The following is a 21,171-nucleotide window of genomic DNA, read 5'->3' on the forward strand; positions in this document are numbered from 1 at the left end:
CCCCCGTCGGCGAGAACGGGGGGAGATGTGGGAGCGTGAGCGGGTGAGTACGACGACGACTGAAACCCTGCAGTACCGCTTTGACGGGCCAGAAGACGCTCCGGTCCTGATCCTGGGCCCTTCGCTCGGCACCACCTGGCACATGTGGGACCGTCAGGTCCCCGAGCTCGCCCAGCAGTGGCGGGTCTTCCGCTTCGACCTGCCGGGCCACGGCGGGGCCCCCGCCCACCCGGCGGGTTCCGTCGCCGACCTCGCGGCCCGGCTGCTCACCACGCTCGACGCGCTCGGCGTGCAGCGCTTCGGCTACGCGGGCTGCGCGTTCGGCGGCGCGATCGGCATCGAACTGGCCCTGCGCCACCCCGAACGCATGGCCTCGCTCGCGCTGATCGCGGCCTCGCCGCGCTTCGGCACGGCGGACGAGTTCCGGCAGAGAGGTGTGATCGTCCGCACCAACGGCCTCGACCCCATCGCCCGCAGCTCACCCGACCGCTGGTTCACCAGCGGCTTCGCGGCCGCGCAGCCCGCGATCACCGACTGGGCCGTGCAGATGGTGCGCACCACCGACCCCGGCTGCTACATCGCGGCCTGCGAGGCGCTCGCCGGGTTCGACGTGCGCGCCGAACTCGGCCACGTCGGCGTGCCGACGCTGGTCCTCGTCGGCTCGGACGACCAGGTCACCGGCCCCGCGGAGGCGCGGACGCTGGTCGCCGGCATCCCGGACTCCCGCCTCGCCGTCGTCCCCGGCGCCTCCCACCTGGTGCCGGTGGAGCAGCCCGCCGCCGTCACCGACCTGCTGGTCCGGCACTTCTCCACCGCCTGGCAGCCCGCCTACGACCACAGCACGGGCCAGACCGCCGTCCCCGGGGTCGCCCTCAAGCCCGTCGTGAGCGCGCCCGCGCACTCCGCGCCCATCGCCGCGATCGCGCCCGCCGCCCCGGTCGTCCCGCCGCAGGCCACGGGCCGCCCCGACCCGTACGACGCCGGGCTGAAGGTACGCCGCGAAGTGCTCGGCGACGCCCATGTGGACCGCGCGCTGGCGCAGGCCGACGACTTCTCGGGCGACTTCCAGGAGTTCGTCACCCGCTACGCCTGGGGCGAGATCTGGGACCGCCCCGGCCTCGACCGGCGCTCGCGCTCCTGCGTCACGCTCACCGCGCTGGTCGCCGGCGGCCACCTGGAGGAGCTCGCCTTCCACACCCGCGCCGCCCTGCGCAACGGCCTCACCCCGGACGAGATCAAGGAGGTGCTGCTCCAGGCGGCGGTCTACTGCGGCGTACCGGCGGCGAACAGCGCCTTCCGGGTGGCGCAGCAGGTCATCCGCGAGGAGACGACACCCACCGAATGAGCCCGGCTCCCGGCGGGGGCAGGATGGGGCCATGACGGTCATGAAGCTGACGAAGAAGTCGCACGCCTGCGTCCGCCTGGAGAAGGAAGGGCGCACGCTCGTCCTCGACCCCGGCGGATTCACCGAGGAGGACGCCGCGCTCGGCGCGGACGCCCTCCTCGTCACGCACGAGCACCCCGACCACTTCGACGAGGCACGGCTGCGGGCGGCCATGGGGGCCAACCCGGCCGCAGAGATCTGGACCCTGAAGTCCGTCGCCGAGAAGATCTCGGCCGCCTTCCCGGGCCGCGTCCACACCGTCGGTCACGGTGACACGTTCACCGCGGCCGGCTTCGACGTCCAGGTCCACGGCGAGCTGCACGCCGTGATCCACCCGGACCTCCCGCGCGTCACCAACGTCGGCTACCTCATCGACGACGGCCGCGTCTTCCACCCCGGCGACGCCCTCACCGTCCCCGACCACCCGGTGCAGACCCTGCTGGCCCCGGTGCAGGCCCCGTGGAGCAAGATCAGCGAGGTGATCGAGTACGTGCGGGAGGTCCAGCCCCAGCGGGTCTACGACATCCACGACGCCCTCCTCACCGACCTCGCCCGCCCCATCTACGACACCCACCTGGGCAACCTGGGCGGCGCGGAGCACGGCCGGCTGGCGTCGGGCGCGGGCGCGGAGGTCTGACGGAACCGTTGTCGGAGGAGCCGGGTAGGTTGTGAGACATGCGCATCGCGACCTGGAACGTCAACTCGATCACCGCCCGCCTGCCGAGGCTCCTGGCCTGGCTGGAGAGCAGCGGCACCGACGTGCTCTGCCTCCAGGAGGCCAAGGTCGCCGAGGAGCAGTTCCCGTTCGACCAGTTGCGTGAGCTGGGCTACGAGGCGGCGGTCCACGCGACCGGCCGGTGGAACGGCGTGGCGGTGCTCTCCCGCGTCGGCATCGGGGACGTGGTCAAGGGCCTGCCCGGCGACCCCGGCTACGACGGCGCCCCCGAGCCGCGCGCGATCTCCGCGACCTGCGGCCCGGTCCGGGTCTGGTCGGTGTACGTGCCGAACGGCCGCGAGGTGGACCACCCCCACTACGCCTACAAGCTCCAGTGGTTCGAGGCCCTGAAGGCCGCCGTCGCCGGGGACGCGGCGGGCAGCCGCCCCTTCGCCGTGATGGGCGACTACAACGTGGCGCCGACGGACGACGACGTCTTCGACCCGGCCGCGTTCGAGGGCTCCACCCATGTCACGCCCGCAGAGCGCGCCGCCCTCGCCTCCCTGCGCGAGGCCGGCCTGTCCGACGTGGTGCCGCGCCCCCTGAAGTACGAGCACCCCTTCACGTACTGGGACTACCGCCAGCTCTGCTTCCCCAAGAACCGCGGCATGCGCATCGACCTGGTGTACGGCAACGCGCCCTTCGCGAAGGCCGTGAAGGACTCCTACGTCGACCGCGAGGAGCGCAAGGGCAAGGGCGCCTCGGACCACGCCCCGGTCGTCGTCGACCTGGACGTGTGACCCCGGCTCGGGGCTTCCCCGCTCCCGGTGCCGGGCCGCCCGGCACCCGTTCTCCCCGGCACTGAGCCGCCCGGCTGCCGGGCTCGGGCTTGCGGCTCTCCAGCCACCCGTGAACTGGCGCCGGGTGCCAGGGGTCCCGGTGTGAGGGGTTCCCGTGTGAGGGGTGCCGTGTGGGACGGATGGCGGGTGCGAGGGGGCGGGGGCAGTGGCGTGCCCCCGCCCCCTGGCCGGAGCCAGCTCCGTCCGGTCGGCGGAGGTCCGACGGGTCGCCGCGCCTGCGCGGTTCGGGGGAGGGGGCAGGCGCATCTCCAGGGCGGGTACCACCCAGGCGAAACTCGTCGAATCCCATCGACGTCAGTGGCCGGATCTGCAGGACGTGGCGCATGAGCGCCAGGCCGGCGAGGTGTCCCGGGGCCAGGGCGGCGCGTGTGGGCGCGGAGGGCGCCGCGACGTGATCTTCCGGCGGCGCATCCGGGACGCGGACGACTCCGACGCCATGCGCCGGCAGCTGGTCAAGGCTCCGGCGCGCCCGGGGCCCGGCGATCGCGCGCGGGCCCGCGCGCCTGTGGTGCGCACAGCGGTACGAATGTCAGGCTGGACCCATGGAGATCCCCTTTCTGGACAAGTGGCGCAAGCGGCGAGACTCCGCCGACGGTGTCGCGGTGTTCCCCGAGGGGGACGACGGCCCGGCCGGCTACGCCGAACTCCTCGCGGAATGCGAGCTGCTGCGCTCCCTGGCGCAGCGGGAGGGGTTCCCGCTCGACGACACCGCCGCCACGCTGGAGGCGCTCGACCAACTGGTGCCGCGCTGGCGCGACGACGAGGAACTGCTGCCCTGGCTCGGCAACGACGCGGGGCTGTACCTCGGCACCGTCATCGTGCGCACCGTGCCCGGCGCCGTCTGGCGCATCCTGTCCGACGGCCGCCCGGTGGTCCGGCTGGCCTCCGGCCGCGAGATCGACGTCGTCGCCGACGGCCAGGCCTGGGCCGCCAGCGGAGTCCCCGAGCTGTCCCAGGTGTACGCCGAGGTCGCGGAGGCCTGACACCCCGGGTGCTCGGGGCCCGGGAGCGCGACGCCCTCGCCCTCGCCGGAGATGACCGACGAGGCCCCACGGACCGTGCGGCGGCCCCCCCTCCCCGACGTCCGTGGAGCCGGTGGAATCCCGCCCACGATGCCGCCCGCAGCGGACGTCGACTACGATGTGCCGTTCGTCCGGGCCGTGGTGACGGCAGTTCGCAGAGCCCCACCCGCCCGGCCACGGCCGGAGATCACTGCTCGCGCGGCGGAACCGACTCGTACGACGGGTCGTCCGCCGGTGAGGAGAAGGTCAGCCGTGCGCCGGACGGGTTGTGCTCGCGGATCAGGGCGGTGCCCCCGCCGGGGCCGGACGGGCCGGCCTCAGGACGCGCGGTGCGAGGTACGGGGAGCGGTCGCCTGGGCCGGCAGCGGCGCCCGGGCCGCCCGCGTCACGTCGGCGACCAGCTCGACCACGTCGGGGCCGTACGCCTGCGAGTTGACGACCTTCAGCAGCAGCACGAAGGAGTCGCCGCCGTACTTGCGGGACAACCGCTCGTGGTTGCGGGCGAGATAACGGGTGGCGGCCTGGTTGGTGATCGCCCGCTGCCCGCAGAACAGGAACACCGGCCGGCTTGGCCGGGGTTCGCCCACCGTGAGCCGGGCCAGCAGGACGTACTCGGTGACACCCGCGTCCATGCGGTAGCGCTCGCCCCCGATCTGGAACGCGCCCCGGTCCGGCCCCGGTTCGGGATCGACGTTGACCCGCACCCCGGGCAGCATGGCCGCCATGTGGGCCGTCATGCGCCGGTTCGACCCCGGCCCGCCCACGCAGAACTCCGTGCGCTCACCGAAGCCCTGATGGACCGCGTCCTGCGTGACCACCTGGAAACGGGCGCCGCACTCCTTGATCAGCGCGGACAGCTCCAGCAGCGCGAACACGTCGAAGCGGTGCACCGCCGGTTCCGCGGCGGCCGGGTCGCGGTTGACGACGAGGAGCGACTCCGAGTTCTCCGGCAGGCCGAAGAAGGCCTGCTTGCGCCGCAGCCTGCGCTTCCACAGGTAGGTGCGGGTCACCCAGCCGATCGCGGCACTGATACCGGCCGCGACCACACCCAGGACGATGTTGCGCACGTCGTCGTTCATGGGCGCGCATGCTAGCGGTCGAACACGACCGGGACGTACCCGTGTTCGATGTGTGCCAGTCGTATGACAGTGCCCGGAAGGGGGCTGTCGGGCCCCTCGCGATGTGGTTACGCTGCGCGGACGGTCCCGGACTGGAGGTATGGATGCGTCGCCCTGTCGCGCGGAAACTGTCGGTCCTGGCGGTCTCGGCCGCCGTGGTCTCGGTGGGGGCCGCGGCGCCACCCGCCCCCGGGAGCACGCAAGTCGAGAAGGTCCCCGTCGCCGTCGGCCACGGCGGTGCCGTCGCCAGCGTCGACGCGGACGCCTCCGCGGCCGGCATCGAGGTGCTGCGCAAGGGCGGCAACGCGGTCGACGCGGCCGTCGCCACCGCCGCCGCCCTCGGCGTCACCGAGCCCTACTCCTCCGGCATCGGCGGAGGCGGCTACTTCGTCTACTACGACGCCAAGTCCCGCACGGTGCGCACGATCGACGGCCGCGAGACCGCCCCGCTGACCGCCGACGCCGGTCTCTTCGTCGAGAACGGCAAGCCCCTCGCCTTCGCCGACGCCGTCAGCAGCGGCCTCGCCGTCGGCACCCCGGGCACGCCCGCCACCTGGGCGACGGCGCTCGACAAGTGGGGCAGCAGAAAGCTCGGCACGGTGCTGAAGCCCGCCGAGCGCCTCGCCCGCGACGGCTTCACCGTCGACGCCACCTTCCGCAGCCAGACCGCCGCCAACGAGACCCGCTTCCGCTACTTCCCGGACACCGCCGAGCTGTTCCTGCCCGGCGGACGGCTGCCGGTGGTGGGCTCCACCTTCAAGAACCCCGACCTGGCCCGTACCTACGCGGAGTTGGCGAAGAAGGGCGTCGGCGCGCTCTACCACGGGGACATCGGCGACGACATCGTCGACACGGTCAACGACCCGCCCGTGGACCCCGCCTCGGGCTGGAACGCCCGCCCCGGCGAACTCTCGGAGAAGGACCTCGCGGCCTACCGCGCCAAGCTCCAGGCGCCCACCAGGACGTCGTACCGCGGCCTCGGCGTCTACTCCATCGCGCCCTCCTCCTCCGGTGGCACCACCGTCGGCGAGGCGCTCAACATCCTGGAGCGGACGAACCTGTCGAAGGCGAGCGAGGTCCGGTACCTGCACCGCTTCATCGAGGCCAGCCGCATCGCCTTCGCCGACCGCGGGCGCTGGGTCGGCGACCCCGCCTTCGAGGACGTACCGACGAGGGAACTGCTCTCGCAGCGGTACGCCGACTCGCGGGCCTGCCTGATCAAGGACGACGCCGTGCTCACCAGCCCGGTGGCGCCCGGTGACCCGCGCGACCCGGCGGCCTGCGCCACGGGAGGCACGGCGGCGCCGACGACCTACGAGGGTGAGAACACCACGCATCTGACGGTGGCCGACAAGTGGGGGAACGTCGTTTCCTACACGCTCACCATCGAGCAGACCGGCGGCAGTGGCATCACCGTCCCCGGGCGCGGCTTCATCCTCAACAACGAGCTGACGGACTTCTCCTTCGCCCCGGCCAACCCGGCCGTCCACGACCCGAACCTGCCGGGCCCGGGCAAGCGGCCGCGGTCGTCGATCTCGCCGACGATCGTGCTGGACCGGCACGACAAGCCGGTGGTGGCGCTCGGTTCGCCCGGCGGCGCGACCATCATCACCACCGTCCTGCAGATCCTCACCGGCTTCCTCGACCGGGGCCTGCCGCTCGTCGACGCCATCGCCGCGCCCCGCGCCAGCCAGCGCAACGCCGCCCAGACCGAGCTCGAACCGGGCCTCCACGGCAGCGAGGTGGCGAGGCGACTCGAGGCCATCGGGCACTCGTTCCGGCTGAACCCCGAGATCGGCGCGGCCACCGGCGTGCAGCGGCTGCCGGACGGCAGGTGGCTCGCGGCCGCCGAGACCGTACGGCGGGGCGGCGGATCGGCGAAGGTGGTGTACCCGGCCTCATAGCTCCGGGGCGGGGACGGGCGGCTGCGTGTGGAAGGCGAGCCGCCCGTCCTCCACGTCCACCGTCACCCGGTCGCCCTCCTTCACCCGGCCGTCGAGCAGAAGCCTCGACATCCGGTTGTCGACCTCGCGCTGGATGGTGCGCCGCAGCGGCCGGGCGCCGTACTCGGGCTCGTAGCCGCGCTCGGCGAGCCAGTCGACGGCCGCACCGGTGAACTCGACCGCGATGCCCTGGGAGTGCACCAGGCGGCGGGTCTTCTCCAGCAACAGATCGGTGATCTGCCGCAGTTGCGCGCCGGTGAGCTGACGGAACACGACGATCTCGTCGATGCGGTTGAGGAACTCCGGCCGGAAGTGCTCGCGCAGCGGCCGCAGGATCTGCTCCCGCCGCGCCTCCTCGTCGGCGTCGGCGCCGCCCGGCCCGAAGCCGATGCCGGCGCCGCGCCGGGCGATCGCCTCCGAGCCCAGGTTGCTGGTCATCACGATGACCGTGTTGGTGAAGTCCACCGTGCGGCCCTGCGCGTCGGTCAGCCGCCCGTCGTCGAGCACCTGCAGCAGGATGTTGAAGACGTCCGGGTGCGCCTTCTCGACCTCGTCGAGCAGGAGCAGCGAGTACGGGTGCCGGCGCACCACCTCGGTGAGCTGACCGGCCTCCTCGTGGCCGACGTAGCCGGGCGGGGCGCCGACCAGGCGGCTGACGGTGTGCCGCTCCTGGTACTCGCTCATGTCGAGGCGGACCATCCGCTCCTCGCTGCCGAACAGCGCCTCGGCGAGCGCACGGGCCAGTTCCGTCTTGCCGACACCGGTCGGGCCGAGGAAGAGGAAGCTGCCGATGGGCCGGTCGGGGCTCGCCAGGCCCGCGCGCGAGCGCAGCACCGCGTCCGCCACCACCCGTACGGCCTCGTCCTGGCCGACGACCCGCTCGTGCAGATGAGCCTCCAGGCCGAGCAGCCGGTCCTTCTCCTCCTGGGTGAGGCTCGCGACGGGGATGCCGGTCTGCCGGGACACCACCTCCGCGATGGCCTCGGCGGTGACCTCCAGATGCTGCCCCTCGTCGGCCTCGTCGTTGCGCGCCGCGGCCGCGATCCGCTCCTTCAGCTCGACGATGCGGTCCCGCAGCCGGGTGGCCTGCTCGTACTGCTCGTCCGCGACCGCCTGGTCCTTGTCGCGGGCGAGCTGCTCCACCTCGCGTTCCATGGCCCGCACGTCCGTGCCCTTGGTGCGGGCGCCGAGACGCACCCGGGCGCCGGCCTGGTCGATGAGGTCGATGGCCTTGTCCGGCAGCCGCCGGTCGGTGAGATACCGGTCGGACAGCTCCACGGCCGCCACCAGCGCCTCGTCGGTGTAGCGGACCTGGTGGTGGGCCTCGTAGCGGTCGCGCAGCCCGCGCAGGATCTCGAGCGCGTCCGCCACGGACGGTTCGGGCACCAGGATCGGCTGGAAACGGCGGGCCAGCGCCGCGTCCTTCTCGATCCGCCGGAACTCCTCCAGCGTCGTCGCGCCCACGATGTGCAGTTCGCCGCGGGCCAGCGGCGGCTTGAGGATGTTGCCCGCGTCCATCGAGCCGCCCTCGCCGCCCCCGCCGGCGCCGACGACGGTGTGCAGCTCGTCGATGAAGACGATCAGCCGGTCGGAGTGGGTGCGGATCTCGTCGACGATGTTGTTCATGCGTTCCTCGAAGTCACCCCGGTAGCGGGTGCCGGCGACCACGCCGGTCAGGTCCAGCGCGACGACCCGCCGCCCGGCCAGGACGTCCGGCACGTCGCCGTCCGCGATGCGCTGCGCGAGTCCTTCCACGATGGCGGTCTTGCCGACACCCGCGTCGCCGATCAGCACCGGGTTGTTCTTGCCGCGCCGGGAGAGCACCTCGATGGTCTGCTCGATCTCGTCGTCGCGGCCGATGACCGGGTCGATACGGCCCTGGCGGGCCAGGTCGGTCAGATCACGGCTGTACTTGTCCAGTGTGGGCGTGGCGGCGGGCCAGGGCCGCTCAGGGCGGGCCTGCGTGGTGTCCGGGGTCTCGGCCGGGCCGGCGGAGGGCGCGAACCGGGCCGCGTTGAGGATGTGGCCGGCCGCGGAGTCCGGGTTCGACGCGAGGGCGCTCAGCACGTGCTCCGGGCCGATGTAGCCCGCGCCCCGCGACCGGGCCAGGTCGTGCGCGTCCAGCAGGGCCCGCTTCGCGGCCGGCGTGAGGGACAGCGAGGTGGGCGGCGGCGTCTGGCCCGGCGGATGCTGGACCGGGCCCGAGCGCTCGTCGATCTCCGTCGCGAGGGAGTCGGGGTCCGCGCCGGCGCGGCTGAGCAGGCTCCGGGTCGGCTCGGCCGAGAGGGCCGCGCGCAGCAGATGCTCGGTGTCCAGGTCACGGCTGCCGTGCTCGGCGGCGTACTGGGCCGCGCCGCGCACTAGGTCCCGGGCCGGCTGGCTGAGGAGCTGGCCGATGTTGATCTGCCGGGGGCCGGGGCGGGGCCCGCCGAAGAAGCGGGCCAGGAATTCACCGAAGGGGTCGTTGTAGCCCTCCGGGCTGGTGAAGCCGCTGGTCATGGCGTTCCGTTCCATCGACTGCACTGCCGGTGACGACGGGTGCCCCTGCCCTGCGGCGCTTACACCTGTGGGTCGGGCAGGGCACCGTTGTCCACCCTGTCACGGTCGTGGATGAGCGGCATGTCGTGGGTCGGCAGGTGATCCGGCGGGTGCGGGTCGTGGCCGGTTGCCCGCGCAGTTCCCCGCGCCCCTGAGGCCGGCTGTCCCGACGCCTCTCGGTCAGGATCCGCGGTCCGCTGTCCGTGATGGCCACCGTGTGCTCCACGTGCGCCGCCCTCGAACCGTCGTTCCGTCTTCAGGGTCCAGCCGTCGGGAGCCGCGTGGTAGTCGTCGCCGCCGGCGACCAGCATCGGCTCGATGGCCGGGACCATGCCGTGGCGCATGGGGGAGGCCCCGGCCGGGGCGGCCCTCGTTGGGGACCCCCGGGTCCTCGTGCATGCGGCGGCCGATGCCGTGGCCGCCGAAGCCGTTGGGGATCCCGTAGCCGGCCGCCCGGTGGACCGTGCCGATGGCGTGGGCGATGTCACCGACGCGGTCGCCCACGACGGCCGCCTCGATGCCGGCCGCGAGAGCCCGCTCGGCGGTCTCGATCAGGCGCAGGTCCGCCGGGCGCGGCCGAAGAACGCGAACGCGGCGAGCGGCTCGGCGGACTGCTCCGTGAGGCCCGTGGCGGCCGGAGCGCGACCGAGGTCGCGGCGAGCGCGGGAATCTCCGCCGAGACCCTCCGCAAGATCGAGACCGGCCGTGCCCCGACCCCGGCCTTCTTACGATCGCCGCCCTCGCCGGCGCCCTCGGACTGTCCATGGACGAGCTGGCGGGCGGGTGTGTCCTCACGGGCGTGCAGGGCGGGGACCGGCCGGACCGCCGCTCAGTGGGGGAGGTCGCGCGATGAGCCCGCCGCGCCCCCTTGGAAAAGTCCCCGTAGCCCCGCTGTAACACGACTGGTGTTTTCTACGGACCGGAGTGTTCCGGTCGGGCGGGAGTTGGGCGATGACTCTGGATCAACTCCCGGACCAGATCCGGGAGTTCGCGGACTACCTGGACGGCCTCGTGGCGCGCCTGGACCAGGGGACCGGCTGGTGCGCGGTGTTCTGGCAGCGCGACCCTGACGGGATGCGGGCCTGCCTCGACGGGCGTGAGGTGCCGCCCTGGGACGTGGTGGAGGCACTGCTCCAGGATCTCGCCGCGGAGCACGGCACCCCGGTCGCCGCCCGGGAGGCGGAACGGGCCCGGCCCCTGCACCTCGCCGCCCTCGTCGCCCACGACGACCGGCCCGGCGGCCGCGACGCCCTCGGGGACCGCCTCGACGTGATGCTCCGCGAACAGCGCTACGCCGTCGAGCGCCAGGCCGAACTGGGCCGTCTGCTCGCCGCCGCGACCACCCGGGAGGAGGCCGACGCCCTCCGCCTCGACCTCGCCTGGGCCCGCGACGACCATGAGCGGGCCACCGCCCGGTGCGCCGAACTGCGCTACCGCATAGCCGAGTCGGACCGGCGTACGGGGAACGGGCAGGTGTGGCCCGCCCAGGTGATCCGGCGGCCCGGCGGCGCCGTCGCCGGCGCCACGGCCGCCGTGTACGACGACGCCCCGACGGACCAGGCCTCCCCGTACGACGCCCGAACCTCCGCCGCCGGCGGCGGTCCCGGGGCCGAGCACGCCTCGCGAAGCCCTCGGCAGGGGAACGCCCCGGAACCCGGCCCTCGAGACGGCTACCTCCCGCAGCCGCCCGCCCCGGCCGGACAACCCGCCCCCGCGCGGCCCACCGGCCCCACTCCCGGGCCGGCCGCCGGCGCCCCCGCCCCCACCGCCAAGCAGCGCAAGCGCCGCAGGGGTGGCGCCCGCTTCGCCGGCCTGGCCGAGGAGGAGACCGCCGCCCCCGTCGTCGTACCGCCCGCCGCCCAGCCCGGGCCGCCCGCGGCCGCGTCCACCGCGCGCCGCACCCCGCGGGGCGCGCGCTTCGCGGGGGCCGCCGAGGCCGTGGAGGCGCGGCCGCAGCCGCAGGCCGAGCCGTTGGACGCGGCGGCGCGGCGGGAGACCGTCGAGGCGGTGTCGCGACTGGTGCGGCTGCGCGGCGAGGGACGCGGCGGCGAGGCGCACGCGCTGCTCGCGGAACTCGCCCACCTGCCCGCCCCCCGCCTCCCGCTGCTCGCCGTCGAGCTCCAGCGCGCGGGGCTCACCGCCGACTGGACGACCCTGCTCTGGGAGGCCGCCTCGCTGCCCGCCGACCGGCTCGTGCCCGCCGCCGACGCCCTGGCCGGAGCCGGACGCACGGCCGACGGGGAACAGATCCTGCGCCAGGGTGTCGTGCGGCCGGCCGAGGAGATCGGGAAGGCCGTCCGCGATCTGGCGGCGCAGGGCCGCCACCGCGAGGTGCGGGCGCTGCTCGACGCCTACGTCCGGGCCCGCACCCCCGAGGAGGCGGCCGGCAGCGCCGCCCCGGACCCGCGGACCCTCGCCCCGCTGCTGCTGGAAGCCGCCCGAGGGGTCTCGGACGAGCGCCACCGGGACCTGGCGCACGCGCTGCGCGTCGCCGGCCTCACGGCCTGAGCCGTACGCCGTACGCCCGCGACTCACCCACAGGAGTGTGAAACGCGATCGACTCCGCGCCTTGACGACGATGGTCTTGGCAAGCCCGTCCCGGAGGCTTACGTTCGTGCCTCTACGGCCCTCTTCTACGGGTGTAGAGGCTCTGACGTTTCCCGTCGAAGGAGCAGCTCATGGCCAACGTCGTACGTGCCGCTCTGGTCCAGGCCACCTGGACCGGCGACACCGAGTCCATGGTGGCGAAACACGAGGAGCACGCCCGTGCGGCCGCCCGGCAGGGCGCGAAGATCATCGGGTTCCAGGAGGTCTTCAACGCTCCGTACTTCTGTCAGGTCCAGGAGCCGGAGCACTACCGCTGGGCCGAGCCGGTCCCCGACGGGCCGACCGTGCGCCGGATGCGGCAGCTCGCGCTCGAGACGGGCATGGTGGTCGTCGTCCCGGTCTTCGAGATCGAGCAGTCCGGCTTCTACTACAACACCGCGGCCGTGATCGACGCCGACGGCACCTATCTCGGCAAGTACCGCAAGCACCACATCCCGCAGGTCAAGGGCTTCTGGGAGAAGTACTACTTCAAGCCCGGAAACCTCGGCTGGCCGGTCTTCGACACGGCCGTCGGCAAGGTCGGCGTCTACATCTGCTACGACCGCCACTTCCCCGAGGGCTGGCGGCAACTCGGCCTGAACGGGGCCCAGCTGGTCTACAACCCGTCCGCCACCCACCGCGGCCTCTCCGCCCACCTGTGGCAGCTGGAACAGCCGGCCGCCGCCGTCGCCAACGAGTACTTCGTCGCCGCCATCAACCGGGTCGGCGTCGAGGAGTACGGCGACAACGACTTCTACGGCACGTCCTACTTCGTCGACCCGCGCGGACAGCTCGTCGGCGAGGTCGCCAGCGACAGGGACGAGGAACTCCTCGTCCGTGACCTCGACTTCGACCTGGTCGAACAGGTGCGGCAGACATGGGCCTTCTACCGCGACCGACGGCCCGACGCCTACGAAGGGCTGGTGCGGCCGTGAGCGGCGAACTCCACGCCCGCCACCAGAACGTCCTGCCGGACTGGCTCGCCCTCTACTACGAGAACCCGCTGGAGATCACCCACGGCGAGGGCCGCCACGTCTGGGACGCCGACGGCAACAGGTACCTCGACTTCTTCGGCGGCATCCTCACGACGATGACCGCGCACGCGCTGCCCGAGGTGACCAAGGCGGTGAGCGAGCAGGCCGGGCGCATCGTCCACTCGTCCACCCTCTACCTCAACCGGCCGATGGTCGAACTCGCCGAGCGCGTCGCCCGGCTCAGCGGCATCCCCGACGCCCGGGTCTTCTTCACCACCTCCGGCACCGAGGCCAACGACACGGCCCTGCTGCTGGCGACGGCGTACCGGCGCAGCAACACCGTCCTGGCGATGCGCAACAGCTACCACGGCCGCTCCTTCAGCGCGGTCGGCATCACCGGCAACCGCGGCTGGTCCCCGACCTCCCTGTCCCCGCTGCAGACCCTGTACGTCCACGGGGGCGTGCGCACCCGCGGCCCGTACGCCTCGCTCGACGACGCCGCATTCATCGCGGCCTGCGTCGAGGACCTCGAGGACCTCCTCGGCCACACCCGGCCGCCCGCCGCGCTGATCGCCGAGCCCGTCCAGGGCGTCGGCGGCTTCACCTCCCCGCCCGACGGGCTGTACGCGGCATTCCGTGAGGTGCTGAACGCCCGCGGGATCCTGTGGATCGCCGACGAGGTGCAGACCGGCTGGGGCCGCACCGGCGACCACTTCTGGGGCTGGCAGGCGCACGGCGACAACGGCCCGCCGGACATCGTCACCTTCGCCAAGGGCATCGGCAACGGCATGTCCATCGGCGGTGTCGTCGCCCGCGCCGAGATCATGAACTGCCTGGACGCCAACAGCATCTCGACCTTCGGCGGCACCCAGATCACCATGGCCGCCGGCCTCGCCAACCTCGCCTACCTGCTGGAGCACGACCTCCAGGGCAACGCCCGGCGGGTCGGCGGAGTCCTCATCGAGCGGCTGCGGGCCGTCGCCGCCCGGGATCCCGGCGTACGGGAGGTGCGCGGGCGCGGACTGATGATCGGCGTCGAACTCACCCGGCCCGGCACCGACCAGGCCGACCCGGACCGGGCCGCCGCCGTCCTGGAGGCGGCCCGCGCGGACGGCCTGCTGATCGGCAAGGGCGGCGGACACAGCACCAGCGCCCTGCGCATCGCCCCGCCGCTCTCCCTGACCGTCGCGGAGGCCGAGGAGGGCGCCGCGATCCTCGAGAGCGCCCTGAGGAGCACGCGGTAGCACCCCTGTGAACAAGGGAAGAACGCCATGACCACCACCTCGGAGTACCGGGGGCCCCTGGAGCCCCTGGAACCCGCCCTGTCGGTCCGTCAGGTCCTGACGCTGGAACGCGTGCTGGCCGGGGAGCCCGAGGTGGTGGCCGGCGCCGCCCAGCTCGACCGGCCCGTGCGCTGGGTGCACGTCGCCGAGGCCGCCGACGTCGGGGTGATGCTCAGCGGCGGCGAGATGGTCCTCACCACCGGGGTGCTGCTCGCCGGCGACGAGGGCAAGCAGGCCGAGTACATCCAGTCCCTGTACCGCGCGGAGGCCGCCGCCGTCGTCCTGGGTCTCGGGCGGGCCTTCCCCGCGCCGCCGGACGTGATGCGGCGCGCGGCCGAGCGGTGCGGGCTGCCCATGATCGTCCTGCACCGGCCCTTCCCCTTCGCCGAGCTCACCGAGGAGGTCCAGTCCCGGCTCGTACGGCGCAAGTTCGCCGCCGTCAGCCTGTCGGAGGCGGTACGGACCGCGCTCACCGGGCTCATCACCGCCGGCGCCCCCCTGCAGCGGCTGCTCGACGAGGTCGCCCACCACACCGGCTGCCCGGTCGTCGTCACCAACCTCGCCCACCGGGTGCTGGCCACGGCGGGGGAGCGGTCGGCGGTCGACGACGTGCTGCGCGACTGGGAGCGCATCGCCCGCCAGGCCGGCGGCAGCGGGGGCGACGGCTGGATCCGCGCCGAGCTGGGCGGACGCGGCGAACGCTGGGGGCAGATCATGCTGTGCGGCTACCGCGGCGACACCGCGGGCGGGCGACTGCTCGCCGACCGGGCCGCCGAGGCCCTCGTCCTGCACCGCATGCTCGGCGGCACGGCCGCCCACTCCTGGGAGGAGCAGTCCGCGCAGGGCCTGCTCACCGACCTGGTCTCCGGCGTCGTACCGGCCCGGCAGCTGCTGCCGCGGGCCCGGGCCGCCGGACTGCCGGTCAACCGGCGCACCTTCGTCCCCCTCGTCGTCCGCGACATCGAGGCCGCCCAGCTCGACCGCGTGCTGCGTCTGCTGGGGCTGCCCGGCCTGGTCGCCGAGCTCGCCGACGGGACCACCGCCGTGCTGCTCAGCCTCGCCCGTGACCAGGACGCCGAGGCGCTCACCGCGCACTTCGCGGCCCGGCTGCGCGCCGAGTCCGGCGAGACCCGTACCGTCGTCGCCGCGGCCGGTGGCCGCACCGCCTGGGACGACCTGCCCGCCGGGCTGCGCGAGGCGCAGCACGTCGCGGACGCCGTCGCCGACTCCTCGGCCGCCCTCGACCTCCCGGCCGTCGTCCGCCTCAAGGACGTCCACCTGCGCGGCCTGATCCGGCTGCTCCGGGACGATCCGCACGTGCAGTCCTTCGCCGAACGGGAGCTGGACGGGCTGCTGTGCCCGGCCGGCGACGACCTGCTCGCCGTCCTGCGCACCTACCTCGCCACCGGCCGCAACAAGTCCCGCACCGCTCAGCTCCACCACGTCTCCCGGCCCGCGCTCTACCGCCGGCTGGAGGCGATACAGACGCGGCTCGGGGTGGACCTCGACGACTTCGAACAGGCTGCCTCGGTCCACATCGCGCTGCTCGCGCACGACGCGCAACAAGGCTGACCCGCACGCTGTGCAACAGGGGAGAAACATGGGACGACCTGCGAAAACGACGGTGAAACATGGGCCCACGAGCACGTGACAGCGTGGCACGCCGCACACCCGCAGACGTGACACCGTGCCACTCAAAGCCCGCTCGCGGACTTCCTAGCCTTCTCGCACACCGAGCGACCGGAGGTCCCGATGAGCAGAGTGATCCGTGCCGCCGTCTTCCAGACCGCGTGGACCGGCGACAAGGAGTCGATGATCCAGGTACACGAGCGGGCGGTGCGCGACGCGGCCGCCCAGGGCGCTCACGTGATGTGCTTCCAGGAGCTCTTCTACGGACCGTACTTCTGCCAGGTCCAGGACCCGGCGTTCTACGAGTACGCCGAGCGGATCCCCGACGGTCCGATCGTCCAGCGCTTCCAGGCCCTCGCCCTGGAGCTGGGCATCGTCCTCGTCCTGCCGATGTACGAGGAGGAGCAGCCGGGCGTCCTCTACAACACCGCGGCCGTGATCGACGCCGACGGCTCGTACCTCGGCAAGTACCGCAAGCACCACATCCCGCAGGTCAAGGGCTTCTGGGAGAAGTTCTACTTCCGCCCCGGCAACGCCGGCTGGCCCGTCTTCGACACCGCTGTCGGCAGGATCGGCGTCTACATCTGCTACGACCGCCACTTCCCGGAGGGCTGGCGCGCCCTCGGCCTGGGAGGCGCCGAGATCGTCTTCAACCCGTCGGCGACCTCGCGCGGCCTGTCCGCCTACCTCTGGCAGCTGGAGCAGCCGGCGGCGGCCGTCGCCAACGAGTACTTCGTCGGCGCGATCAACCGGGTCGGCGTCGAGGAGCTGGGCGACAACGACTTCTACGGGACCTCCTACTTCGTGGACCCGGAGGGCCAGTTCGTGGGCGAGGTGGCCGGCGACAAGGAGACCGAACTCGTCGTCCGCGACCTCGACATGGCCAAGCTGCGCGAGGTCCGCGACCGCTGGCAGTTCTACCGGGACCGCCGCCCGGACGCGTACGGCCCGCTGACCGCACCGTAGTCAGGGGGCGGGGGCCCCGCACCCCCGAGGGGCGCGGGGAACCGCGCGACCAGCCAGAGGCAACCCGCACGCAGCGGACCGCCGAACCAGCGGAGCGCACCGTAGGAGAGGGAGCATGAGCAGCCGTACCGTCATCCGGAATGGCCTCGTCATCACCGCGTCCGACGAGATCCACGCCGACGTCCTGATCGAGGACGGCCGTATCGCCGCCCTCGCCGCCTCCGGCACCCCGGCCGCCGAGGCCTGGACCGCCGAGCGGACCATCGACGCGACCGGGAAGTACGTGATCCCCGGCGGCGTCGACGCCCACACCCACATGGAGCTGCCGTTCGGCGGCACCTTCGCCTCCGACACGTTCGAGACCGGCACCCGGGCCGCCGCCTGGGGCGGTACGACCACGATCGTCGACTTCGCCGTGCAGAGCGTCGGCCACACCCTGCGCGAGGGCCTGGACGCCTGGCACGCCAAGGCCGAGGGCAACTGCGCGATCGACTACGCCTTCCACATGATCGTCTCCGATGTGAACGAGGAGACGCTCAAGGAGATGGACCTGCTGGTGGAGGAGGGCGTGACCTCCTTCAAGCAGTTCATGGCCTACCCCGGCGTCTTCTACAGCGACGACGGCCAGATCCTGCGCGCCATGCAGCGCTCCGCCGAGAACGGCGGCCTGATCATGATGCACGCCGAGAACGGCATCGCGATCGACGTGCTGGTGGAGCAGGCGCTGGCCCGCGGGGAGACGGACCCCCGCTACCACGGCGAGGTCCGCAAGGCGCTCCTGGAGGCCGAGGCCACCCACCGCGCCATCAAGCTCGCCCAGGTCGCCGGCGCGCCCCTGTACGTCGTGCACGTCTCGGCGATGGAGGCGGTCACCGAGCTGGCCAGGGCGCGCGACGAGGGGCTGAACGTCTTCGGCGAGACCTGCCCGCAGTACCTGTTCCTGTCCACCGACAACCTCGCCGAGCCCGGCTTCGAGGGCGCCAAGTACGTGTGCAGCACCCCGCTCAGGCCGAAGGAGCACCAGGCCGCGCTGTGGCGGGGCCTGCGCACCAACGACCTCCAGGTCGTCTCCACCGACCACTGCCCCTTCTGCTTCGTGGGCCAGAAAGAGCTCGGCCGGGGCGACTTCTCCAAGATCCCCAACGGACTGCCGGGCGTCGAGAACCGCATGGACCTGCTCCACCAGGCCGTCGTCGACGGGCACCTCTCGCGCCGCCGCTGGATCGAGATCGCCTGCGCCACCCCGGCCCGTATGTTCGGCATGTACCCGAAGAAGGGCACCATCGCCCCCGGCGCCGACGCGGACGTCGTCATCTACGACCCGCACGCCGAGCAGACCGTCTCCGCCGAGACCCACCACATGAACGTCGACTACTCGGCGTACGAGGGCAGGCGGATCACCGGCCGGGTCGAGACGGTCCTGTCACGTGGCGAACTCGTCATCACCGAGCGGGAGTACACCGGGCACGCCGGTCACGGCGCCTACACCCCGCGCTCCACCTGTCAGTACCTCACCTAGGGAGTGGCGCCATGGACTTCGGACTCGTCCTGCAGACCGACCCGCCGGCCTCGCGGGTCGTCAGCCTCATGAAGCGCGCCGAGCGCAACGGCTTCACCCACGGCTGGACCTTCGACTCCGCCGTGCTCTGGCAGGAGCCGTTCGTGATCTACAGCCAGATCCTGGCGAACACCAGCAGACTGAAGGTCGGTCCGATGGTCACCAACCCGGGCACCCGCACCTGGGAGGTCACCGCCTCCACCTTCGCCACCCTCAACGACATGTTCGGCAACCGCACGGTGTGCGGCATCGGCCGCGGCGACTCCGCCATGCGCGTCGCGGGCCGCAGACCCAACACGCTGGCCCGCATCAGTGAGGCCATGAAGGTCATCCGCGCCCTCGGCAGCGGCGACGAGGCCGACCTCGGCGGCACGGTGATCAGGTTCCCCTGGATCAGGCCGGGCGCCGAACTCCCCGTGTGGATGGCCGCCTACGGCCCGAAGGCACTGAAGATGACCGGCGAGGAGGCCGACGGCTTCATCCTCCAGCTCGCCGACCTCTACCTCACCGAGTACATGGTCAAGGCCGTGAAGGACGCCGCAGTCGCCGTCGGCCGTGACCCGTCCGAGGTGACGATCTGCGTCGCCGCCCCCGCCTACGTCACCGACGACGACTCGCCCGAGGCCCTGGCGCACGCGCGCGAGCAGTGCCGCTGGTTCGGCGGGATGGTCGGCAACCACGTCGCCGACCTCGTCTCCAAGTACGGCGAGCACTCCGCCGCCGTACCCGACGAACTCACCGACTACATCAAGGCGCGCGAGGGCTACGACTACTCCCACCACGGGCGCGCCGACAACCCCGACACGGCGTTCGTGCCCGACGAGATCGTCGACCGGTTCTGCCTCGTCGGGCCGGTCGAGAAGCACATCGAGAAGCTGAACGCCCTGCGGGAGCTGGGCGTCGACCAGTTCGCCGTCTACGACATGCACGACGCGCAGGAGAAGGTCATCGACGCGTACGGCGCCCAGGTGATCCCGGCCGTCAACGGCTGACCCGCACCCTTCGCCACCCTTCCACCCCCCACTCCCGTTCTCCCCTCCCCACCGCCTTGGGGAGGGGGCCGGAGACCCGCACGGCCTTTCCGGAACCGCCCCTCGTTTGATTGGCCTGCCCATGACCGACACCGCTCCCACAGCGATACCGCCGACCTCCCACGTCACCCTCGCCGACGGCCGGGTGGAGATCGCTCCTGGCTCGCCGCAGCCCAGCGGCCCCTACGCCAACGAGGACCTGCTGCCGGTCCCCGTCGAGAAGCGCACCTGGACCACGTACAACTTCTCCGCGCTGTGGGTCGGCATGGCCCACAACACGGCCTCGTGGACGCTCGCTTCCGGTCTGATCGCCGTCGGCATGGACTGGAAGCAGGCGGTGTTCACCATCGCGCTGGCCAATGTGATCGTGCTGATCCCGATGCTGCTCACCGGGCACGCGGGACCGAAGTACGGCATCCCCTTCCCGGTCTTCGCCCGCGCCTCCTTCGGTGTCCGCGGCGCCAACCTCCCCGCCGTCGTCCGGGCGTTGGTGGCGTGCGGCTGGTTCGGCATCCAGACCTGGATCGGCGGTGAGGCGATCTACTTCCTCGCCGGGAAGCTGATCGGCGACGGCTGGACCGACGCCGGGAGGATCGGCGGCTACGCCTGGACGATGTGGCTGTCGTTCGCGATCTTCTGGGCGATCCAGGTCGCGATCATCTACCGGGGCATGGAGACGATCCGCCGGTTCGAGAACTGGGCGGCGCCCTTCGTGCTCGTCGGCGCGTTCGTGATGCTGATCTGGATGAGCGACAAGGCGGGCGGCTTCGGCCCGCTGCTCGACCAGCCCTCCGAGCTCGGCTGGGGCGGCGACTTCTGGAAGCTGTTCTGGCCGTCCCTCATGGGCATGATCGGCTTCTGGTCCACCCTGTCCCTGAACATCCCGGACTTCACGCGGTACGGCAGGAGCCAGAAGGCGCAGACATGGGGTCAGGCGCTCGGCCTGCCGACCACCATGACCCTCTTCGCGCTGCTGTCGGTCATGGTCACCTCCGGTTCGCAGGCGGTCTACGGCGAGACGATCTGGGACCCGGTCCAGCTCGCCGCGAAGACCGACAACGTCGTGGGCCTGCTGTTCGCGCTGGTGACCGTGCTGGTGGCGACCCTGTCGGTGAACATCGCGGCCAACCTGGTCTCCCCGGCCTTCGACTTCTCCAACATCGCGCCGCGGCGCATCGGTTTCCGCGCCGGCGCGCTCGCGACCTGCGTCCTCGGCGTGCTCATCTGCCCCTGGAAGCTGTACTCCGACCCGCAGGGCTACATCTTCACCTGGCTCGGTCTGGTCGGCGGCCTGCTCGGTACGGTCGCCGGCATCCTCATCGCCGACTACTGGATCCTGCGCCGCGCCCGGCTCGACCTGACCGACCTGTACCGCGCCGGCGGCCGCTACTGGTACCGGGGCGGCTGGAACTGGAGGGCCGTCGTCGCCTTCGTCGTCGGCGGTGTCCTCGCCATCGGCGGCGCCAGCTTCAAGCCGCTGATCGACGGACGGCCCGTCCCGGCGCTGGAGCCGCTGGCCGACTACGGCTGGGCGGTGGGCCTCGGCACCTCGATGGTGCTGTACCTGACGCTGATGCTGCTCAGGGGGCGCGACAGGGCCACCGTGTGAGGCCGAGGGACGACG

At 72.6% G+C, this 21,171-nt stretch carries 15 protein-coding genes and 3 pseudogenes; 14 read left to right on the plus strand and 4 right to left on the minus strand.

What is annotated here, in order from left to right; genetic code table 11:
• Positions 1–25 precede the first annotated feature (25 nt).
• Genes pcaC through ACIBBD_RS24960 form a run of 3 tightly spaced genes read left to right on the plus strand, consistent with a single transcriptional unit; the run spans position 26 to position 2,839 of the window.
• Complete coding sequence (gene pcaC / locus ACIBBD_RS24950) at positions 26–1,345, plus strand: 4-carboxymuconolactone decarboxylase (protein WP_399421732.1); 1,320 nt, start codon at positions 26–28, stop codon at positions 1,343–1,345.
• A 40-nt stretch (positions 1,346–1,385) separates the two neighbouring features.
• The gene (locus tag ACIBBD_RS24955) at positions 1,386–2,021 is read left to right on the plus strand and encodes an MBL fold metallo-hydrolase (protein ID WP_399421776.1); all 636 of its coding nucleotides are present in this window, start codon (positions 1,386–1,388) and stop codon (positions 2,019–2,021) included.
• Positions 2,022–2,059: 38 nt separating this feature from the next.
• Positions 2,060–2,839, plus strand: a complete 780-nt coding sequence (locus ACIBBD_RS24960) for an exodeoxyribonuclease III (protein ID WP_399421733.1) — start codon at positions 2,060–2,062, stop codon at positions 2,837–2,839.
• A 346-nt stretch (positions 2,840–3,185) separates the two neighbouring features.
• Here ACIBBD_RS24960 and ACIBBD_RS24965 read toward each other — a convergent pair.
• Positions 3,186–3,383: pseudogene (locus ACIBBD_RS24965) on the minus strand (hypothetical protein); the annotation flags it as partial.
• Positions 3,384–3,441: 58 nt separating this feature from the next.
• Here ACIBBD_RS24965 and ACIBBD_RS24970 point away from each other — a divergent pair.
• On the plus strand, positions 3,442–3,882 hold the full coding sequence (locus tag ACIBBD_RS24970) for a DUF6278 family protein (protein WP_399421734.1): 441 nt from the start codon (positions 3,442–3,444) through the stop codon (positions 3,880–3,882).
• A gap of 356 nt (positions 3,883–4,238) precedes the next feature.
• Here the strand turns inward: ACIBBD_RS24970 and ACIBBD_RS24975 are convergent, their stop codons facing one another.
• Positions 4,239–5,000 carry a hypothetical protein gene (locus ACIBBD_RS24975; RefSeq protein WP_399421735.1) on the minus strand — a complete coding sequence of 254 codons (762 nt, stop codon included), beginning with the start codon at positions 4,998–5,000 and terminating at the stop codon, positions 4,239–4,241.
• 143 nt (positions 5,001–5,143) lie between these two features.
• Here ACIBBD_RS24975 and ggt point away from each other — a divergent pair, with 143 nt between their 5' ends.
• Complete coding sequence (ggt, locus tag ACIBBD_RS24980) at positions 5,144–6,943, plus strand: gamma-glutamyltransferase (RefSeq protein ID WP_399421736.1); 1,800 nt, start codon at positions 5,144–5,146, stop codon at positions 6,941–6,943.
• On the opposite strand, the gene ACIBBD_RS24985 is transcribed toward ggt, so the two are convergent.
• Both ACIBBD_RS24985 and ACIBBD_RS24990 read right to left on the minus strand, forming a co-directional pair.
• Entirely contained in the window at positions 6,938–9,481 is a 2,544-nt protein-coding gene (locus tag ACIBBD_RS24985) for an ATP-dependent Clp protease ATP-binding subunit (RefSeq protein WP_399421737.1), read from the minus strand. The genes ggt and ACIBBD_RS24985 overlap by 6 nt on opposite strands.
• 211 nt (positions 9,482–9,692) lie before the next feature.
• Positions 9,693–10,096, minus strand: a pseudogene (locus ACIBBD_RS24990) (M24 family metallopeptidase); the annotation flags it as partial.
• 35 nt (positions 10,097–10,131) lie between these two features.
• Between ACIBBD_RS24990 and ACIBBD_RS24995 the strand changes: the two are divergent.
• The 9 genes and pseudogenes from ACIBBD_RS24995 to ACIBBD_RS25035 all read left to right on the plus strand — a co-directional run bounded on the left by ACIBBD_RS24995 (position 10,132) and on the right by ACIBBD_RS25035 (position 21,156).
• Positions 10,132–10,373, plus strand: a pseudogene (locus ACIBBD_RS24995) (helix-turn-helix domain-containing protein).
• 98 nt (positions 10,374–10,471) lie between these two features.
• On the plus strand, positions 10,472–12,028 hold the full coding sequence (locus ACIBBD_RS25000; protein WP_399421738.1) for a hypothetical protein: 1,557 nt from the start codon (positions 10,472–10,474) through the stop codon (positions 12,026–12,028).
• Positions 12,029–12,198: 170 nt separating this feature from the next.
• Complete coding sequence (locus tag ACIBBD_RS25005) at positions 12,199–13,041, plus strand: nitrilase-related carbon-nitrogen hydrolase (protein WP_399421739.1); 843 nt, start codon at positions 12,199–12,201, stop codon at positions 13,039–13,041.
• Positions 13,038–14,324: an aspartate aminotransferase family protein gene (locus ACIBBD_RS25010; protein ID WP_399421740.1), complete on the plus strand. Its 1,287-nt coding sequence runs from the start codon at positions 13,038–13,040 to the stop codon at positions 14,322–14,324. The genes ACIBBD_RS25005 and ACIBBD_RS25010 overlap by 4 nt, the downstream gene beginning before the upstream one ends.
• Before the next feature lie 27 nt (positions 14,325–14,351).
• Positions 14,352–15,935, plus strand: a complete 1,584-nt coding sequence (locus ACIBBD_RS25015; RefSeq protein WP_399421741.1) for a PucR family transcriptional regulator — start codon at positions 14,352–14,354, stop codon at positions 15,933–15,935.
• Between the two features lie 180 nt (positions 15,936–16,115).
• On the plus strand, positions 16,116–16,958 hold the full coding sequence (locus ACIBBD_RS25020; protein WP_399421742.1) for a nitrilase-related carbon-nitrogen hydrolase: 843 nt from the start codon (positions 16,116–16,118) through the stop codon (positions 16,956–16,958).
• Between the two features lie 115 nt (positions 16,959–17,073).
• A complete protein-coding gene (gene hydA / locus ACIBBD_RS25025) occupies positions 17,074–18,477 on the plus strand; it encodes a dihydropyrimidinase (RefSeq protein WP_399421743.1) in 1,404 nt (467 codons plus the stop codon).
• Positions 18,478–18,488: 11 nt separating this feature from the next.
• Positions 18,489–19,508: a TIGR03842 family LLM class F420-dependent oxidoreductase gene (locus tag ACIBBD_RS25030; RefSeq protein ID WP_399421744.1), complete on the plus strand. Its 1,020-nt coding sequence runs from the start codon at positions 18,489–18,491 to the stop codon at positions 19,506–19,508.
• Between the two features lie 121 nt (positions 19,509–19,629).
• Positions 19,630–21,156 (plus strand): NCS1 family nucleobase:cation symporter-1, encoded by a 1,527-nt coding sequence (locus tag ACIBBD_RS25035; RefSeq protein ID WP_399421745.1) that lies wholly within the window; start codon positions 19,630–19,632, stop codon positions 21,154–21,156.
• Positions 21,157–21,171: the final 15 nt, after the last annotated feature.

The sequence above is a fragment of the Streptomyces sp. NPDC051315 genome (assembly GCF_044455165.1).
Classification (GTDB): Bacteria; Actinomycetota; Actinomycetes; order Streptomycetales; family Streptomycetaceae; genus Streptomyces.

Bases quoted from the DNA above. Each gene is read 5' to 3' on its own strand.
- ACIBBD_RS24955 (WP_399421776.1), top strand. From the start codon at position 1,386: ATGAAGCTGACGAAGAAGTCGCACGCCTGCGTCCGCCTGGAGAAGGAA.
- ACIBBD_RS25020 (WP_399421742.1), top strand. From the start codon at position 16,116: ATGAGCAGAGTGATCCGTGCCGCCGTCTTCCAGACCGCGTGGACCGGC.
- ACIBBD_RS25000 (WP_399421738.1), top strand. From the start codon at position 10,472: ATGACTCTGGATCAACTCCCGGACCAGATCCGGGAGTTCGCGGACTAC.
- ACIBBD_RS24985 (WP_399421737.1), bottom strand. From the start codon at position 9,481: ATGACCAGCGGCTTCACCAGCCCGGAGGGCTACAACGACCCCTTCGGT.
- hydA (WP_399421743.1), top strand. From the start codon at position 17,074: ATGAGCAGCCGTACCGTCATCCGGAATGGCCTCGTCATCACCGCGTCC.
- ACIBBD_RS24975 (WP_399421735.1), bottom strand. From the start codon at position 5,000: ATGAACGACGACGTGCGCAACATCGTCCTGGGTGTGGTCGCGGCCGGT.
- ACIBBD_RS24960 (WP_399421733.1), top strand. From the start codon at position 2,060: ATGCGCATCGCGACCTGGAACGTCAACTCGATCACCGCCCGCCTGCCG.
- pcaC (WP_399421732.1), top strand. From the start codon at position 26: ATGTGGGAGCGTGAGCGGGTGAGTACGACGACGACTGAAACCCTGCAG.
- ACIBBD_RS24970 (WP_399421734.1), top strand. From the start codon at position 3,442: ATGGAGATCCCCTTTCTGGACAAGTGGCGCAAGCGGCGAGACTCCGCC.
- ggt (WP_399421736.1), top strand. From the start codon at position 5,144: ATGCGTCGCCCTGTCGCGCGGAAACTGTCGGTCCTGGCGGTCTCGGCC.
- ACIBBD_RS25030 (WP_399421744.1), top strand. From the start codon at position 18,489: ATGGACTTCGGACTCGTCCTGCAGACCGACCCGCCGGCCTCGCGGGTC.
- ACIBBD_RS25005 (WP_399421739.1), top strand. From the start codon at position 12,199: ATGGCCAACGTCGTACGTGCCGCTCTGGTCCAGGCCACCTGGACCGGC.
- ACIBBD_RS25015 (WP_399421741.1), top strand. From the start codon at position 14,352: ATGACCACCACCTCGGAGTACCGGGGGCCCCTGGAGCCCCTGGAACCC.
- ACIBBD_RS25035 (WP_399421745.1), top strand. From the start codon at position 19,630: ATGACCGACACCGCTCCCACAGCGATACCGCCGACCTCCCACGTCACC.